The sequence below is a fragment of the Methylobacillus glycogenes JCM 2850 genome, assembly GCF_000617925.1.
Classification (GTDB): domain Bacteria; phylum Pseudomonadota; class Gammaproteobacteria; order Burkholderiales; family Methylophilaceae; genus Methylobacillus; species Methylobacillus glycogenes.
In genome coordinates this window covers 1-14598 of the sequence record NZ_BAMT01000011.1, presented here as the reverse complement: position 1 = coordinate 14598, position 14598 = coordinate 1, and the positions used below count along the sequence as shown (strand labels likewise).

Sequence of the window (14598 nt, the reverse complement as noted above, 5' to 3'; positions counted from 1 at the left end):
CCCCACTTACCGCCCTGCGGCACAGATATATTTTGCGACAGATGGGCATAAAGCAGGTTCAAGCATCCCACGCGCGCTGTGTAATGGTGCTATCAAGCTGAGGATGAGGCTGGCAGATGGGCGGAAAAGCGACATAAGCCTGCAACTGCTCCATCAATGACATGATACGCATATCGATGGGAGATGTTGGGAAAGCACAATTAAGTAGCCCACCCAAACCGTTGGTAAAATCAAAATGGTGGTAGCCAGGGTAGGTCTTGTTCATGACAAGATCAAGTAAACGCGCTGCACCCTGCTGTGAAATCACATAAGCACATGTTCCCCAGGCCCGATAAAGACGATAGCAGGCGGTTTCTTCAGTATTGAGGTCGTAGTGCTCCCCATCCACGATGACAACCACCTTACCGACGCCGGGAATAGCAAACTTCACATGCGCATTAGCATTAAAACCTAAATAAGCCAGCTCAAAATTCTGCGGTAAGCGCTGTAAAAAACCTTGCAATCTGGCCGCAAAGTTTTTGCCAAACATGACATCGTCTTCCAGCACGACAGCCAAGGGAAGATCTTGCTGCAGAACATGCTGCCAAACACCAATATGGCTCAGCAAGCAGCCCAGCTCTGGCGCGGTGAGTTGTCCCAAATCCTGAATCTGGCTAACGCTATGCTCTGCGGCACAGCGGCCATCCACTGCGTCAAAACGTGTGAATTTAAGCTCAGGCGGACACTGGGCCTGCAACGCATGCCAGCGCGTCAGCTCCTTGGCCATGTTAATGACGAAACAGGGAATATCTAGGGTAGCAGCCATCTGGTGGAATGGCCGCCTTCAAACGGCGCAGCCATGACTTAAAATTAAAAGCAAAATTATATGCAAATGCTTTAATTAAGCAACGGGATGCAACCCTCTTTGCTAGTACTGCTGCTGTGAACCTGCACACACCCATAAGCCATAATGCGCTGCAATGCAGGCGCAGCAACGTTGGCATGCATGGCAAAGGCGCAATAAAAAAGCTGGTTAAAAAACCAGCTTTTTTGGATTTGGCTACTGCCGCATCAGATTTATTCTGCGCTAACTACTTCACCATCAACTGCGAGTTCTGGACGGTCAACCAGTTCAACCAGTGCCATAGGGGCATTGTCACCTTGGCGGAAACCGCACTTCAGGATACGCAGGTAACCACCGTTACGTGTTTGGTAGCGTGGGCCCAGTTCATTGAAGAGCTTGCCAACGATATCACGGTCACGCAGACGGTTGAAAGCCAGACGGCGGTTAGCCAGAGTAGCTTCCTTGCCCAGAGTGATCAAAGGCTCTGCAACACGACGCAGTTCCTTGGCCTTAGGCAAAGTGGTCTTGATAACTTCATGACGCAGCAAAGAGTTGGCCATGTTGCGCAGCATAGCCAGACGATGGCTGCTGGTGCGGTTTAATTTACGATTGCTGTTGCGATGACGCATAGTGATTTCCTCACACCTTTTCCAGGCCCGCTGGTGGCCAATTTTCCAGTTTCATGCCTAATGTCAGGCCCTTAGAGGCCAGTACATCATTAATCTCATTCAAAGATTTACGGCCCAGATTTGGTGCTTTCAACAGCTCGTTTTCAGTACGCTGAATCAGGTCACCAATGTAATAAATGTTTTCCGCCTTGAGGCAGTTTGCCGAACGTACTGTCAGTTCCAGATCATCCACCGGACGCAGCAAGATAGGATCAACTTGTGGTGCATGCTTAACTTCAACTTCAGAAGGCGCGCCTTCCAAGTCGGCAAACACGGACAACTGGCCCATCAGGATGCGTGCTGCATCACGGATAGCTTGCTCAGGCTCAACCACACCATTGGTCTCAACGTCCATGATCAGCTTGTCCAGATCGGTACGCTGCTCAACACGAGCGCTCTCAACGTGGTAACTAACCTTGCTGATTGGGCTGAAGGAAGCATCAACCTGGATAAAGCCCAGGATACGATCTTCATCTTCAGACTTCTGGCGCTGAGGTACGGGCTGATAACCACGACCCATTTCAACCTTGACTTCAAGATTGATCTTGCCGCCCTTGGTCAGGTGAGCAATCACATGATCAGGGTTAGCGATTTCAGCATCGTGACCAGTTTCAAAATCACCGGCAGTCACTACACCCTCAACGCTCTTGTTGAGGATTAAAGTGGTTTCACTCTTGCTATTGAGCTTAAGTGCAACACCCTTGAGGTTCAGCAGGATATCTACAACGTCTTCCTGCACACCATCCAGTGTTGAGTATTCATGCACAACGCCATCAATCTTGACTTCGGTAATCGCAAAGCCAGGAATGGAAGACAGCAGTACACGACGCAATGCGTTGCCCAGTGTGTAACCAAAACCACGCTCCATGGGCTCCAGAGTCACACGTGCACGCACTGGTGAGATCACTTCAACATCAACAACACGTGGCTTTAAATATTCAGTCGGACTGTTTTGCATAGCTATCCTTACGGTCCTCGATTTCTTTAAATAAAATCAACCACGACAACCAGGTTATCGTGGCTGAGACCATGTATCCGGTTTAGATACGGCGTTTCTTTGGTGGACGGCAACCGTTGTGTGGCACAGGGGTTACGTCAGAAATGCTGGTGATCTTGAAACCTACTGCATTCAATGCACGCACAGCAGATTCACGACCTGGGCCTGGGCCCTTGATGCGAACTTCAAGGTTCTTAACACCGCACTCTTGCGCAGCCTTGCCGGCAGCTTCAGCAGCAACCTGGGCAGCGAAAGGAGTACTCTTACGGGAACCCTTGAAACCAGCACCGCCGGAAGTTGCCCAGGAAAGTGCATTCCCTTGGCGATCCGTGATGGTAATGATCGTGTTGTTAAAAGAAGCGTGCACGTGGGCGATGCCCTCGGCAATATTCTTTTTGACTTTCTTGCGTACGCGTACGTTAGCTTTAGCCATTATTTGCTATTCCTTACTTGGATGCCTTGATAGGCTTGATTGGACCTTGCGAGTGCGCGCATTGGTCTTTGTACGTTGACCACGGACAGGCAAGCCGCGACGATGGCGGATACCACGATAGCAGCCCAGGTCCATCAAACGCTTGATGTTCATGGTTACTTCGCGGCGAAGGTCACCTTCAACTTGCAACTTGCCGACTTCATCACGCAGCTTGTCAACTTCAGCGTCGTTCAGATCTTTGATCTTCGCTGTCGCAGAAACGCCTGCAGCCAGACAAATTTGTTTTGCCGTAGTACGGCCCACACCGTAAATCGAAGTCAATGCGATTTCAGTATGTTTATGATTTGGGATGTTCACCCCTGCAATACGAGCCATGTAGCTACTCCAAAATTAATGGCGCATCGTTTCAAATCGCCAAAAAAGCCCAAAATTTTAACAGCTTGGCTGATTTTTAACAAATAATTAAAAACCAGCCCCATTTATCACCACGTTACCGCATTAACCCTGGCGTTGCTTATGACGCGGATCGGTGCAGATAATACGCACCACGCCACGACGGCGAACCACCTTGCAATTACGGCACAATGTCTTTACTGATGCACGAACTCTCATCTTTCACCTCTTCGCTAAAATCTACTTGGCGCGGAAAATAATCCGCGCACGCGACAAATCATATGGCGTCATTTCCACGGTGACTTTGTCACCTGGCAGGATGCGGATGTAGTGCATACGCATCTTGCCGGAAATATAACCAAGGACTATATGACCATTTTCCAGCTTGACCCTGAATGTTGCATTGGGAAGGTTCTCAAGAACCTCGCCTTGCATTTCAATGCGATCTTCCTTAGCCATACTGCAATCACCGCGGGAGACCCGCACCACCCTTGAAATTGGCCTTCTTCAACAGCCCTTCGTACTGATGTGACATCAAATGAGATTGCACTTGAGCCATAAAGTCCATGGTCACGACCACGATAATCAGCAAGGAGGTTCCGCCAAAATAGAACGGAACGTTGAACTTCAGAATCAGGAACTCAGGCAATAAGCACACAGCCGTGATATACAGGGCACCAGCCAGAGTCAGACGACCCATGATGCGATCTATATATCGAGCTGTCTGTTCACCAGGACGAATTCCAGGAACGAAGGCACCACTCTTTTTCAGGTTATCCGCTGTTTCTTTGGGGTTGAATACCAACGCCGTATAGAAGAAACAGAAGAAGATAATCGCTGTTGCAAAGAAAATAATGTACAGCGGTTGGCCAGGAGACAGGGTATTCCCAATATCCTTAAGCCAGGTCATGCTTTCATGGCTACCAAACCAGCCTGCCAATGTTGCCGGGAACAAGATAATGCTCGAGGCAAAGATTGGAGGAATCACACCAGCCATATTCAACTTCAATGGCAGATGGCTAGTTTGACCACCAAATACTTTACGGCCGACCTGACGCTTGGCGTAATTCACTGTGATCTTGCGTTGGCCGCGTTCTACAAATACAACAAACGCTGTAACCAGAACCGCAGCAACAAACAGGAACAACACCAAAGGCACAGAGAACGCACCCGTTGTAGCCAATTCCAAAGTACCGCCGATTGCATGCGGCAGACCAGCAACAATACCGGCAAAGATGATGATGGAAATACCATTACCTATGCCACGTTCTGTAATCTGCTCACCCAACCACATCAGGAACATGGTGCCACCTACCAGGGTAATGACCGTGGTAAAGCGGAACATCAGACCGGGGTCTAGCACCAGACCAGATTGACCTTCCAGTGCAATGGCAATGCCAAGAGCCTGGAAAGTGGCAAGAAATACTGTGCCATAACGTGTGTACTTGGTAATCGTCCTGCGGCCAGCTTCACCTTCCTTCTTCAGCTGCTCCATCTGTGGTGAAACCACGGTCAGGAGTTGCATGATGATGGAAGCTGAGATGTAAGGCATGATACCCAGCGCAAAGATAGTAAAACGCTCCAGCGCACCACCCGAGAACATGTTGAACATGCCCAGGATGCCGTTGCTTTGAGACTCAAACAAACGAGCCAATACGTCTGGATCTATACCTGGCACTGGGATATGCGCACCCAGGCGGAAAACGATCAGGGCTCCCAATACGAAAAGCAAGCGGTTTTTCAACTCGCTGGCTTTTCCTACTGCACCTAAAATACTATCGTTAGCCACGAATCAATTACTCTACGATCTTGCCGCCAGCAGCTTCAACAGCAGCACGAGCGCCCTTGGTCAACAGCAGACCTTGAACAGTCACAGCGCGACCGATATCACCGGACAAGAATACTTTAACGGAACGAGCAGTACCGGAAATCAGGTTTGCTTGCTTCAGGGTCAGCAAATCAATCACTTCGGCTTCAACCTTAGCCAGTTCGCTGGTACGAACGTGAGCGGTATCAGCTGCAGTCAAGGAATTGAAACCACGCTTAGGCAAACGACGTTGCAAAGGCATTTGACCGCCTTCGAAACCAACCTTGTGGAAACCACCAGTACGGGACTTTTGACCCTTGTGACCGCGACCAGCAGTCTTGCCCAGGCCGGAGCCGATACCACGGCCAACACGACGTTTAGCGTGCTTAGCGCCTTCTGCAGGCTTGATGGTGTTCAGTTTCATTATGCTTCTACCTTTAACAGATAGCTCACCGCATTGATCATGCCGCGATTTGCCGGAGTGTCTTGCACTTCGACAGTCTGGTTCAGGCGACGCAAGCCCAGGCCTGCGACGCTTGCACGGTGAGACTGGATTCGTCCGATGGTGCTCTTAACCAAGGTAACCTTGATCAGATCAGTTGCTTTTTTAGCCTTAGCCATCATTAACCTCTGATTTCTTCAATGCTCTTGCCACGCTTAGCAGCAATTTCAGCAGGAGTATTCATGGATTGCAGACCGTTCAGAGTGGCACGTACAACGTTGTAAGGGTTGGTAGAACCGATACATTTCGCCAGTACGTTAGTCACACCCATCACTTCGAAGATAGCGCGCATTGCGCCGCCGGCGATAATACCGGTACCTTCGGAAGCTGGCTGTATGAACACCTTGGCAGCGCGTGAACACCAGTTACAGCGTGGAACAGGGTGCCATTATTCAGGCTCACCTTAACCATACCGCGACGTGCTTCGTCCATGGCCTTTTGCACTGCGACAGGCACTTCACGCGCCTTGCCCTTGCCCATGCCTACACCACCATCACCATCACCAACTACGGACAGTGCTGCAAAACTCATGATACGGCCACCCTTCACCACTTTGGTGACGCGGTTGACGCCTATCATTTTCTCGCGCAGACCGTCGGTCTGCTGCTGTTCAATTTCAACTTTTGCCATCATCAACCTCAGTCTTTAGAAGGACAAGCCGTTTTCACGCGCAGCGTCAGCCAGCGCCTTGATACGACCGTGGTATTTGTAGCCAGAACGATCAAACGCAACAGTAGTGATACCTGCAGCCTTGGCCTTTTCCGCAATACGCTTACCGATAATTACGGCAGCAGCAATATTGCCGCCATTCTGGAGTTCCTTGCGCACTTCAACCTCAAGGGTGGAAGCACTTGCCAGGACCGTGTCACCAGTTTCCGCAATGATCTGAGCGTAGATGTGATTGTTGCTACGGTGCACGCTCAAGCGGGTGACTTTCAACTCGGCGATCTTGGCACGGGTTTTACGTGCACGACGCAGACGTGAATTTACATTATTCATGGCTAAACCTTACTTCTTCTTGGTTTCTTTGATAATCACCACTTCATCGGAGTAACGTACACCCTTGCCCTTATAAGGCTCTGGCGAACGATACGCACGAATCTGCGCGGCAACCTGACCCACAACTTGCTTGTCTGGACCTGTCAGCACGATCTCGGTAGGAGTCGGAGTCTGAACAGTCACACCCTCTGGCATCTTGTGGTTAACTGGATGAGAGAAACCCAGGTCCAGATTCAGGGTAGTACCTGCGCCTGAGCCTTGTAACCCACGCCAACCAGGTTGAGCTTACGGGTGAAGCCTGTGGACACGCCGGTTACCATATTGAATACCAAAGCGCGCAGGGTGCCGGACATGGCACGAGCATGCTGAGTATCACGGGCAACCGCGAAAGTAATATTGTCACCATCACGCTCAAGCGCAACGTCACCAGTCAAAGGCAGGGAAAGCTTGCCCAGAGGACCGCTGACAGCAATATTAGCTGCGCTGAGAACGACTTCTACCTTGGCAGGAATAGCGACTGGGTTTTTAGCTACACGAGACATTATTTTCTCCTTAAGCCACTACGCACAGCACTTCGCCACCGATACCGGCGTCACGTGCTTTACGATCAGTCATTACACCCTTGGAGGTGGACACTATGGTCACGCCCAAGCCATTCATCACAACAGGGATATCCTGGTTGCCACGATAGATACGCAGGCCTGGACGGCTCACACGCTCAATCTTCTCAATAACAGGGCGACCAGCGTAGTACTTCAGGCTGATATTCAGTTGTGGCTTACCGTCAACATCTTGCACTGCGAAGTCATCGATATAACCTTCATCCTTCAGTACCACAGCGATAGAACGCTTAACCTTGGATGCTGGCATAGAAACTGCAGGCTTGTTGGTGCTTTGCGCATTGCGAATGCGGGTCAGCATATCGGCAATCGGATCACTCATACTCATAACTAAATTCCTCCGTTACCAGCTAGCCTTGGTGACACCTGGCACTTCGCCACGCATCATCAACTCGCGCAGTTTGCTGCGCGCAATGCCGAATTTACTAAATACACCACGTGGGCGACCAGTCAGTGCACAACGATTGCGCAGACGAACTGGGCTGGAGTTACGTGGCAGACTTTGCAGCTTGTTGCGAGCAGCACGACGGTCTTCAACAGATGCATTTACATCGTTAGCAACCGCAGTCAACTCAGCACGCTTAGCTGCGTATTTCTTTACTGTGTCGCGACGCTTTTGTTCGCGTTCGATCAAGCAGGTTTTTGCCATGATTAGTTCCTAAATGGGAAACTGAATGCAGTAAGGAGCGCACGCGCTTCTTCATCAGTCTTTGCAGTTGTAGTGATGGTGATATTCATCCCGCGCAACGCATCGATCTTGTCGTATTCAATTTCTGGGAAAATAATCTGCTCACGTACACCAAGGTTGTAGTTTCCGCGACCATCAAAGGACTTAGCGGAAATACCACGGAAGTCACGAATACGTGGAATCGCAACTGTAATCAGGCGATCCAGGAATTCGTACATGTGTTCACGACGCAGAGTTACCTTGCAGCCTACTGGGTAGCCATCACGGATCTTGAAGCCAGCGATGGACTTCTTAGCCTTGGTAACAACTGCCTTTTGACCGGCGATCTTCTCGAGGTCACCTACTGCATTTTCCATGATCTTCTTGTCTGCAACTGCCTCACCAACACCCATATTGATGCTGATTTTTTCGATGCGAGGCACTTCCATCACAGACTTGTAGCCGAACTGTTCAGTCAGCTGCTTAACCACGGTGTCTTTGTAAAAATCTTTTAAACGAGCCATGATCTACCCTTATGCGTCTACAACTTCGCCGCTGGACTTGAACACACGAACCTTGCGACCATCGTCCAATGTCTTGTAGCCAACGCGGTCACCCTTTTGGGTGGCACGGTTAAATAAAGCAACATTAGAGATGTCAACAGGCATCTCCTTGCTGATGATGCCGCCAGTTACACCGCGCATTGGGTTTGGCTTGGCATGCTTCTTCACAATGTTGATACCTTCGACCAGTACTTGGCCGGACTCGAGCACGCGCAGAACAGTACCGTGCTTACCCTTGTCTTTACCTGTATTCAGGATGACTTCATCACCCTTGCGAATCTTACTCATCTAGCAACTCCTTACAGAACTTCGGGTGCCAGAGAAACGATCTTCATGAAACGCTCGCCACGCAGCTCACGTGTCACCGGCCCAAAAATACGGGTACCAATCGGTTCCAGCTTGTTGTTCAACAATACTGCGGCATTGCTGTCGAACTTAACCAGGGAACCGTCTGGACGACGAACACCCTTGGCTGTGCGAACAACAACCGCGCTATAAACTTCGCCTTTTTTGACGCGACCGCGTGGAGCTGCATCCTTGATACTGACCTTGATGATGTCACCAATACCAGCATAACGACGCTTAGAACCACCCAACACCTTGATGCACATTACGGAGCGCGCACCAGTGTTATCGGCAACATCCAGCCGAGACTGCATTTGAATCATGAGAATAATCTCCAACTTAATCCGTTAAACCAACACCAGCCGCTTGTCAAAAAACGGCCGACAACACTACGGTCAGTATTGGGGCGCCAGCTTGTTGGGCGCCAAAGAGTCCGACATTATATATTGCCTCCGAAACTCTTGCAAGTAGGAGGGCAATATTAATTAGACAATACGTGCTTTTTCTACAATCTTGCTAACACGCCAGGTCTTGGTCTTGGAAAGCGGACGGCTTTCTTCGATTACAACCAGATCACCTTCTTTGCACTCATTGTTTTCGTCGTGTGCGTGGAACTTGTTGGAGCGACGTACAACCTTGCCGATCAAGGGATGCTTCACCTTGCGCTCGACCAGAACTGTAACAGTCTTGTCCATCTTGTCACTCACTACACGGCCACTTAAAGTGCGAACCAGTTTTTCAGTTTGATTTTCGCTCATAATGACTCCGCTTAAGCTTGGCTTGCATTAGCCGATTTGGCTTTTTCAGCAAGCACGAGGCGAACGCGAGCGATATCGCGACGCACCTTACCTAGCTGGTCAACCTTGTTCAACTGTTGAGTTGCCAATTGCATGCGCAGAGAGAATTGCGCGCGGCGCAATTCGATCAGCTCACCATTCAACTCATCAACAGTCTTGTTCCTCAATTCGGACGCTTTCATGACTAGCTCCCAATATGACGTGTAATGAAGGTAGTCTCGATTGGCAACTTAGCCGCTGCCAGACGGAACGCTTCACGCGCCAGTTCTTCACTAACGCCGTCCATTTCGTACAACATCTTTCCAGGTTGGATCTGGGCTACGTAGTACTCGGTACTACCCTTACCATTACCCATACGTACTTCAGCAGGCTTCTTAGAAATCGGCTGATCTGGGAAGATGCGAATCCATACGCGGCCACCACGCTTGATATGACGTGTCATCACACGACGCGCTGCTTCAATTTGGCGTGCAGTCAAACGACCACGACCGACCGCTTTCAGACCGAACTCACCAAAGCTCACCTTGTTACCGGTGGTAGCGATGCCTTTGTTACGGCCCTTCTGCATTTTGCGGAATTTCTGTCTAGCTGGTTGCAGCATTTTTTGCCCCCGACTTTCTTACTTTCTTTTCTGGCTCTGCAGGTTGAGCGGCTTGATCCAGCTTGTTGCCGAATACTTCGCCCTTGAATACCCACACCTTGATACCGATGATGCCGTAAGTGGTTTGTGCTTCAGCCACGCCGTAATCGATATCAGCACGCAGTGTATGAAGTGGCACACGACCTTCGCGGTACCATTCAGTACGTGCGATTTCGATACCATTCAGACGACCCGAGCTCATGATCTTGATGCCTTGAGCACCCAGACGCATCGCGTTTTGCATCGCGCGCTTCATTGCACGACGGAACATGACACGCTTTTCCAACTGCTGAGCAATGCTTTCAGCAATCAGGGTGGCATCGATTTCAGGCTTGCGCACTTCTTCGATATTGAGGTGTACAGGCACACCCATCAAACCCTGCAGGCTAGAGCGCAAGGACTCAATGTCCTCACCCTTCTTACCAATGACGATACCTGGACGAGCGCTGTAGATGGTGATCTTGGCGTTCTTTGCAGGACGCTCAATCACGATCTTGCTCACAGCTGCGTGGGAGAGCTTCTTCTTCAAGAAGTCGCGCACCTTAACGTCGCTGTTCAGCATCGCAGGGAAGTTTTTGCTATTGGAATACCAACGAGAAGACCAGTTTTTCTGGACACTCAGACGGAAACCAAACGGATGAATTTTCTGACCCATAGCGATTCCTTTAGTTACCGACTGTCACAGTGATGTGACAAGTTGGCTTGATAATCCGTCCAGCGCGACCCTTGGCACGCGCACGGATGCGCTTCAGTACCAAGCCCTTGTCGACATAGATCGAAGTTACCTTCAACTCATCGATATCGGCGCCTTCATTGTGTTCGGCGTTGGCAATGGCAGACTCAACTACCTTCTTGATGATCTCGGCACCCTTTTTTGGGGTAAAAGCCAAGATGTTCAAGGCATTGTCGACCTTCTTGCCACGAATCAGGTCAGCCACCAAGCGAGCCTTTTGCGGGGACAGATGAACACCTCTTAATATTGCGGAAACTTCCATCGTCTTCTCCTACCTCTTGGCCTTCTTGTCGGCAGCATGACCCTTGAATGTACGGGTCAGCGCAAATTCGCCGAGCTTGTGACCTACCATGTTTTCAGAAATCAACACCGGCACATGCTGCCTGCCGTTGTGAACCGCGATGGTCAACCCAATGAAATCAGGCAGAATGGTGGAGCGACGGGACCAAGTCTTAATTGGCTTTCTGTCACGGGTAGCTGCAGCAGCTTCCACTTTCTTTGCCAGATGGCCATCAATGAATGGACCTTTTTTAATAGAACGTGCCATATTGATTACCTCTTATTCGCAGGACGACGGCTGACGCGCATGTTGTCAGTACGCTTGTTGCTACGCGTACGATAACCCTTGGTTGGCAAGCCCCATGGGCTGACCGGGTTCATACCTGCAGCAGTCTTACCTTCACCACCACCGTGCGGGTGATCGACAGGGTTCATCACCACACCGCGAACGGTAGGACGAACACCACGCCAGCGCATCGCGCCAGCCTTACCGATGGAACGCAGGGAGTGCTCTTCGTTACCAACTTCACCGATAGTTGCCTTGCAATCTACGTGTACGCGGCGAACTTCACCGGAACGCAGACGCAGCTGAGCATAACTACCTTCACGCGCCAGCAGCTGTACCGAAGTACCAGCAGAGCGAGCAATTTGAGCGCCCTTGCCAGGTTGCAATTCGATGCAGTGTATGGTGCTACCAACAGGGATGTTGCGCAGTGGCAGAGCGTTACCAGCACGGATAGGCGCATCGGAACCACTTACCAGCTGAGCACCCGCTTGGATGCCACGTGGAGCAATGATGTAACGACGCTCACCATCAGCGTAGCAAAGCAGAGCCAGGTGGGCGCTACGATTTGGATCGTATTCCAGACGCTCAACCTTAGCGACAATGCCATCCTTGTTGCGACGGAAGTCAACAACACGGTAATGCTGCTTGTGACCACCACCCTGATGACGGGTTGTGATGTGGCCGTTGTTGTTACGACCTGCTTTTTTGTTCTGCTTCTCCAGCAGCGGCGCATAGGGCTTACCCTTGTGCAGCTCAGGTGTTACCACCTTGACTACGGCGCGCGGCCTGGGGAAGTAGGCTTGACTTTAATCAGTGCCATGATTTCTCCTATTCGCCCGCTGCGAAGTTGATTTCTTGACCTGGCTTCAGGCTAACATAAGCCTTCTTCCAGTCCTTGCGGCGACCAGTAGTACGGCCAGCGCGCTTAACCTTACCACCCACATTAGCAACGGTAACCGCTGCCACTTCCACCTTGAACACCAGTTCAACCGCAGCCTTGATTTCAGGCTTGGTAGCATCAGTGCGTACGCGGAAAGCGATTTGCTGATTCTTATCAGCAATGCGAGTAGCTTTTTCTGTGATTTGCGGTGCAAGAATGACTTGCAGCAAACGCTCTTGAATACTCAATGCACTCATGCCAGCATCTCCTCAAGTTTCTGAACCGCACCCTTGGTTGCCAGCACGTTAGGGAAACGCACCAAACTAACAGGATCTACATACTGAGCTTCAATAACCAGCACGTGTGGCAGGTTACGAGCAGATAGGTAGAGGTTCTCATCGAACTTGTCCACCAATACCAGCAAACCATCGTTGTAACCGAGGTTCTTGATCTTATCGACCAATTGCTTAGTCTTGGGGCTGTCCACAACAAATTCTTCAACTGCGCTAAGACGCTCTTGACGCACCAACTCAGAGAGAATGGAACGCACGCCAGCACGGTAAACCTTACGGTTCAGCTTGTGGCTGAAGTTTTCATCAGGACTATTAGGGAATGCACGACCGCCTCCACGCCAGATAGGGCTGGAGCTCATACCGGAACGAGCACGACCGGTGCCCTTTTGATTCCATGGCTTATGAGTGGTGTGGCTAACATTGCCACGACCCAGTTGAGCACGAGTAGCTGTACGGGCATTAGCCTGGTAAGCAACCACAACTTGGTGCACCAGTGCCTCGTTGAATTCGCGGCCGAAAGTAGCCTCGGAAACAGCCAAGCCAGCCTTAGCAGGCTTGCCATTCTTGTCGATTAACTTGATTTCCATTATGCCTTCACCTTCACGCTAGGGCGGACTACAACGTCGCCGCCTTTAGAGCCAGGAATCGCACCCTTAATCAACAACAGGTTGCGCTCAGCATCTACACGTACAACCTCAAGGTTTTGCACGGTAGTCTTCGCAGCACCCAGATGACCAGGCATACGCTTACCAGGGAATACACGACCTGGATCCTGCGCCATACCGATAGAACCAGGAACGTTATGGGACCTGGAGTTACCGTGGGATGCACGATTGGAGGAGAAGTTGTGACGCTTGATAGCGCCAGCAAAACCCTTACCAAGAGAGGTGCCGGTTACATCAACCAGCTGACCAGCTTGGAAAAGTTCTACAGTGACATTGCCACCAACGGTGTAGTTGGCCAGCACGTCATCAGCAACTGGGAATTCTTTGATACCAGAACCAGCAGCAACGCCAGCCTTGGCATAATGCCCAGACAGCGCCTTGCCGATACGGCTTGCACGACGTTCGCCGTAAGCGACTTGAAGGCCAGTATAGCCATCACTTGCGACAGTCTTGATCTGTGTCACACGGTTAGGTACGACTTCCAGCACTGTTACCGGAATGCTTTCGCCTTCTTCGGTAAAAATGCGGGTCATGCCCACCTTGCGACCAATAAGCCCTAAGCTCATGATCGATTCCTTATAATAATTAAAAAGGCCGATTACAATTGACCGACCCGGTACGCGAAAGGGTCGGATTATATCCGACCCACTTCATAAACACAAGTTACAGCTTGATCTCTACATCGACACCAGCTGGCAGATCCAGCTTCATCAATGCATCGACTGTCTTGTCAGTTGGGTCAACAATGTCCATCAGACGCTGATGAGTACGAATTTCGAACTGATCGCGGGATGTCTTGTTAACGTGTGGGGAACGCAGAATATCAAAACGTTCGATACGTGTTGGCAGTGGTACTGGACCCTTAACAACTGCACCGGTACGCTTGGCAGTTTCAACAATCTCAAGTGCGGATTGATCAATCAGACGGTAATCAAAAGCCTTGAGGCGGATACGAATTTTTTGTGCTGCCATGTTAATTTCCTTAAAGAGCGATACTTCCAAAGAGCGAAAAGCCCGCAAGCATTTCTGCCTGCGGGCTGACGGTTTTTAATTACTCAATGATCTTAGCAACAACACCAGCACCAACGGTACGGCCGCCTTCACGAATCGCGAAACGCAGACCTTCTTCCATCGCGATTGGCGCAATCAGCGCAACAGTGATGGAGACGTTGTCACCTGGCATCACCATTTCGGTACCAGCCGGCAGC

26 protein-coding genes and 4 pseudogenes are annotated in these 14598 nt (G+C 50.5%); all 30 read right to left on the bottom strand.

The window, feature by feature from the left end:
- Positions 1–58 precede the first annotated feature (58 nt).
- A complete protein-coding gene (locus JCM2850_RS12995; protein WP_025872385.1) occupies positions 59–805 on the bottom strand; it encodes a glycosyltransferase family 25 protein in 747 nt (248 codons plus the stop codon).
- A gap of 251 nt (positions 806–1056) precedes the next feature.
- Complete coding sequence (gene rplQ, locus JCM2850_RS12990) at positions 1057–1452, bottom strand: 50S ribosomal protein L17 (protein WP_025872384.1); 396 nt, start codon at positions 1450–1452, stop codon at positions 1057–1059.
- A gap of 10 nt (positions 1453–1462) precedes the next feature.
- A complete protein-coding gene (locus tag JCM2850_RS12985; protein ID WP_025872382.1) occupies positions 1463–2449 on the bottom strand; it encodes a DNA-directed RNA polymerase subunit alpha in 987 nt (328 codons plus the stop codon).
- Between the two features lie 82 nt (positions 2450–2531).
- Positions 2532–2921, bottom strand: coding sequence for a 30S ribosomal protein S11 (gene rpsK, locus JCM2850_RS12980; protein ID WP_011478671.1), 390 nt, complete (start codon positions 2919–2921; stop codon positions 2532–2534).
- 13 nt (positions 2922–2934) lie between these two features.
- Positions 2935–3296 (bottom strand): annotated as a pseudogene (gene rpsM / locus JCM2850_RS12975) (30S ribosomal protein S13).
- Positions 3297–3419: 123 nt separating this feature from the next.
- Positions 3420–3533 (bottom strand): 50S ribosomal protein L36, encoded by a 114-nt coding sequence (rpmJ, locus tag JCM2850_RS21115; protein ID WP_081620790.1) that lies wholly within the window; start codon positions 3531–3533, stop codon positions 3420–3422.
- 21 nt (positions 3534–3554) lie between these two features.
- A complete protein-coding gene (gene infA, locus JCM2850_RS12970; RefSeq protein WP_025872374.1) occupies positions 3555–3773 on the bottom strand; it encodes a translation initiation factor IF-1 in 219 nt (72 codons plus the stop codon).
- 7 nt (positions 3774–3780) lie between these two features.
- The gene (secY, locus tag JCM2850_RS12965; protein WP_025872372.1) at positions 3781–5103 is read right to left on the bottom strand and encodes a preprotein translocase subunit SecY; all 1323 of its coding nucleotides are present in this window, start codon (positions 5101–5103) and stop codon (positions 3781–3783) included.
- Positions 5104–5110: 7 nt separating this feature from the next.
- The gene (gene rplO, locus JCM2850_RS12960) at positions 5111–5545 is read right to left on the bottom strand and encodes a 50S ribosomal protein L15 (protein ID WP_025872371.1); all 435 of its coding nucleotides are present in this window, start codon (positions 5543–5545) and stop codon (positions 5111–5113) included.
- Positions 5545–5742, bottom strand: coding sequence for a 50S ribosomal protein L30 (rpmD, locus tag JCM2850_RS12955; protein ID WP_025872369.1), 198 nt, complete (start codon positions 5740–5742; stop codon positions 5545–5547). Before rpmD ends, rplO begins: the two co-directional genes overlap by 1 nt.
- Before the next feature lie 2 nt (positions 5743–5744).
- A pseudogene (rpsE, locus tag JCM2850_RS12950) lies at positions 5745–6253 on the bottom strand (30S ribosomal protein S5).
- Between the two features lie 15 nt (positions 6254–6268).
- Positions 6269–6622, bottom strand: coding sequence for a 50S ribosomal protein L18 (rplR, locus tag JCM2850_RS12945; RefSeq protein WP_025872365.1), 354 nt, complete (start codon positions 6620–6622; stop codon positions 6269–6271).
- 9 nt (positions 6623–6631) lie between these two features.
- Positions 6632–7164 (bottom strand): annotated as a pseudogene (gene rplF / locus JCM2850_RS12940) (50S ribosomal protein L6).
- A 10-nt stretch (positions 7165–7174) separates the two neighbouring features.
- Positions 7175–7570, bottom strand: coding sequence for a 30S ribosomal protein S8 (gene rpsH, locus JCM2850_RS12935; RefSeq protein ID WP_025872361.1), 396 nt, complete (start codon positions 7568–7570; stop codon positions 7175–7177).
- A 15-nt stretch (positions 7571–7585) separates the two neighbouring features.
- Positions 7586–7891, bottom strand: coding sequence for a 30S ribosomal protein S14 (gene rpsN / locus JCM2850_RS12930; RefSeq protein WP_025872359.1), 306 nt, complete (start codon positions 7889–7891; stop codon positions 7586–7588).
- 2 nt (positions 7892–7893) lie between these two features.
- Positions 7894–8433, bottom strand: a complete 540-nt coding sequence (gene rplE / locus JCM2850_RS12925) for a 50S ribosomal protein L5 (protein ID WP_025872357.1) — start codon at positions 8431–8433, stop codon at positions 7894–7896.
- Positions 8434–8442: 9 nt separating this feature from the next.
- On the bottom strand, positions 8443–8760 hold the full coding sequence (gene rplX / locus JCM2850_RS12920) for a 50S ribosomal protein L24 (protein ID WP_025872355.1): 318 nt from the start codon (positions 8758–8760) through the stop codon (positions 8443–8445).
- 11 nt (positions 8761–8771) lie between these two features.
- The gene (rplN, locus tag JCM2850_RS12915) at positions 8772–9140 is read right to left on the bottom strand and encodes a 50S ribosomal protein L14 (RefSeq protein ID WP_025872353.1); all 369 of its coding nucleotides are present in this window, start codon (positions 9138–9140) and stop codon (positions 8772–8774) included.
- Positions 9141–9302: 162 nt separating this feature from the next.
- Complete coding sequence (gene rpsQ, locus JCM2850_RS12910) at positions 9303–9575, bottom strand: 30S ribosomal protein S17 (protein WP_025872351.1); 273 nt, start codon at positions 9573–9575, stop codon at positions 9303–9305.
- An 11-nt stretch (positions 9576–9586) separates the two neighbouring features.
- Entirely contained in the window at positions 9587–9796 is a 210-nt protein-coding gene (gene rpmC / locus JCM2850_RS12905; protein WP_025872349.1) for a 50S ribosomal protein L29, read from the bottom strand.
- A gap of 2 nt (positions 9797–9798) precedes the next feature.
- Positions 9799–10215 (bottom strand): 50S ribosomal protein L16, encoded by a 417-nt coding sequence (gene rplP / locus JCM2850_RS19245; protein WP_036266227.1) that lies wholly within the window; start codon positions 10213–10215, stop codon positions 9799–9801.
- Positions 10199–10909 (bottom strand): 30S ribosomal protein S3, encoded by a 711-nt coding sequence (rpsC, locus tag JCM2850_RS19240; protein ID WP_036266225.1) that lies wholly within the window; start codon positions 10907–10909, stop codon positions 10199–10201. The genes rplP and rpsC overlap by 17 nt, the downstream gene beginning before the upstream one ends.
- Before the next feature lie 10 nt (positions 10910–10919).
- Complete coding sequence (gene rplV / locus JCM2850_RS12890; protein ID WP_025872347.1) at positions 10920–11249, bottom strand: 50S ribosomal protein L22; 330 nt, start codon at positions 11247–11249, stop codon at positions 10920–10922.
- 9 nt (positions 11250–11258) lie between these two features.
- Entirely contained in the window at positions 11259–11534 is a 276-nt protein-coding gene (gene rpsS / locus JCM2850_RS12885; RefSeq protein WP_025872346.1) for a 30S ribosomal protein S19, read from the bottom strand.
- Positions 11535–11539: 5 nt separating this feature from the next.
- Positions 11540–12372: pseudogene (gene rplB, locus JCM2850_RS19235) on the bottom strand (50S ribosomal protein L2).
- Between the two features lie 8 nt (positions 12373–12380).
- On the bottom strand, positions 12381–12689 hold the full coding sequence (gene rplW, locus JCM2850_RS12875) for a 50S ribosomal protein L23 (RefSeq protein WP_025872344.1): 309 nt from the start codon (positions 12687–12689) through the stop codon (positions 12381–12383).
- On the bottom strand, positions 12686–13312 hold the full coding sequence (rplD, locus tag JCM2850_RS12870; RefSeq protein WP_025872342.1) for a 50S ribosomal protein L4: 627 nt from the start codon (positions 13310–13312) through the stop codon (positions 12686–12688). The genes rplW and rplD overlap by 4 nt, the downstream gene beginning before the upstream one ends.
- Complete coding sequence (gene rplC / locus JCM2850_RS12865; protein ID WP_025872340.1) at positions 13312–13956, bottom strand: 50S ribosomal protein L3; 645 nt, start codon at positions 13954–13956, stop codon at positions 13312–13314. Before rplC ends, rplD begins: the two co-directional genes overlap by 1 nt.
- A gap of 97 nt (positions 13957–14053) precedes the next feature.
- Positions 14054–14362, bottom strand: a complete 309-nt coding sequence (rpsJ, locus tag JCM2850_RS12860) for a 30S ribosomal protein S10 (protein ID WP_011478646.1) — start codon at positions 14360–14362, stop codon at positions 14054–14056.
- Positions 14363–14441: 79 nt separating this feature from the next.
- On the bottom strand, positions 14442–14598 hold a 157-nt coding region (locus JCM2850_RS21110), incomplete at its 5' end, for an EF-Tu C-terminal domain-related protein (protein ID WP_500778289.1).

Coding starts and splice junctions, on each gene's coding strand:
- JCM2850_RS12995 (WP_025872385.1), bottom strand. CDS start 805: ATGGCTGCTACCCTAGATATTCCCTGTTTCGTCATTAACATGGCCAAG.
- rplQ (WP_025872384.1), bottom strand. CDS start 1,452: ATGCGTCATCGCAACAGCAATCGTAAATTAAACCGCACCAGCAGCCAT.
- JCM2850_RS12985 (WP_025872382.1), bottom strand. CDS start 2,449: ATGCAAAACAGTCCGACTGAATATTTAAAGCCACGTGTTGTTGATGTT.
- rpsK (WP_011478671.1), bottom strand. CDS start 2,921: ATGGCTAAAGCTAACGTACGCGTACGCAAGAAAGTCAAAAAGAATATT.
- rpmJ (WP_081620790.1), bottom strand. CDS start 3,533: ATGAGAGTTCGTGCATCAGTAAAGACATTGTGCCGTAATTGCAAGGTG.
- infA (WP_025872374.1), bottom strand. CDS start 3,773: ATGGCTAAGGAAGATCGCATTGAAATGCAAGGCGAGGTTCTTGAGAAC.
- rplO (WP_025872371.1), bottom strand. CDS start 5,545: ATGAAACTGAACACCATCAAGCCTGCAGAAGGCGCTAAGCACGCTAAA.
- rpmD (WP_025872369.1), bottom strand. CDS start 5,742: ATGGCTAAGGCTAAAAAAGCAACTGATCTGATCAAGGTTACCTTGGTT.
- rplR (WP_025872365.1), bottom strand. CDS start 6,622: ATGAATAATGTAAATTCACGTCTGCGTCGTGCACGTAAAACCCGTGCC.
- rpsH (WP_025872361.1), bottom strand. CDS start 7,570: ATGAGTATGAGTGATCCGATTGCCGATATGCTGACCCGCATTCGCAAT.
- rpsN (WP_025872359.1), bottom strand. CDS start 7,891: ATGGCAAAAACCTGCTTGATCGAACGCGAACAAAAGCGTCGCGACACA.
- rplE (WP_025872357.1), bottom strand. CDS start 8,433: ATGGCTCGTTTAAAAGATTTTTACAAAGACACCGTGGTTAAGCAGCTG.
- rplX (WP_025872355.1), bottom strand. CDS start 8,760: ATGAGTAAGATTCGCAAGGGTGATGAAGTCATCCTGAATACAGGTAAA.
- rplN (WP_025872353.1), bottom strand. CDS start 9,140: ATGATTCAAATGCAGTCTCGGCTGGATGTTGCCGATAACACTGGTGCG.
- rpsQ (WP_025872351.1), bottom strand. CDS start 9,575: ATGAGCGAAAATCAAACTGAAAAACTGGTTCGCACTTTAAGTGGCCGT.
- rpmC (WP_025872349.1), bottom strand. CDS start 9,796: ATGAAAGCGTCCGAATTGAGGAACAAGACTGTTGATGAGTTGAATGGT.
- rplP (WP_036266227.1), bottom strand. CDS start 10,215: ATGCTGCAACCAGCTAGACAGAAATTCCGCAAAATGCAGAAGGGCCGT.
- rpsC (WP_036266225.1), bottom strand. CDS start 10,909: ATGGGTCAGAAAATTCATCCGTTTGGTTTCCGTCTGAGTGTCCAGAAA.
- rplV (WP_025872347.1), bottom strand. CDS start 11,249: ATGGAAGTTTCCGCAATATTAAGAGGTGTTCATCTGTCCCCGCAAAAG.
- rpsS (WP_025872346.1), bottom strand. CDS start 11,534: ATGGCACGTTCTATTAAAAAAGGTCCATTCATTGATGGCCATCTGGCA.
- rplW (WP_025872344.1), bottom strand. CDS start 12,689: ATGAGTGCATTGAGTATTCAAGAGCGTTTGCTGCAAGTCATTCTTGCA.
- rplD (WP_025872342.1), bottom strand. CDS start 13,312: ATGGAAATCAAGTTAATCGACAAGAATGGCAAGCCTGCTAAGGCTGGC.
- rplC (WP_025872340.1), bottom strand. CDS start 13,956: ATGAGCTTAGGGCTTATTGGTCGCAAGGTGGGCATGACCCGCATTTTT.
- rpsJ (WP_011478646.1), bottom strand. CDS start 14,362: ATGGCAGCACAAAAAATTCGTATCCGCCTCAAGGCTTTTGATTACCGT.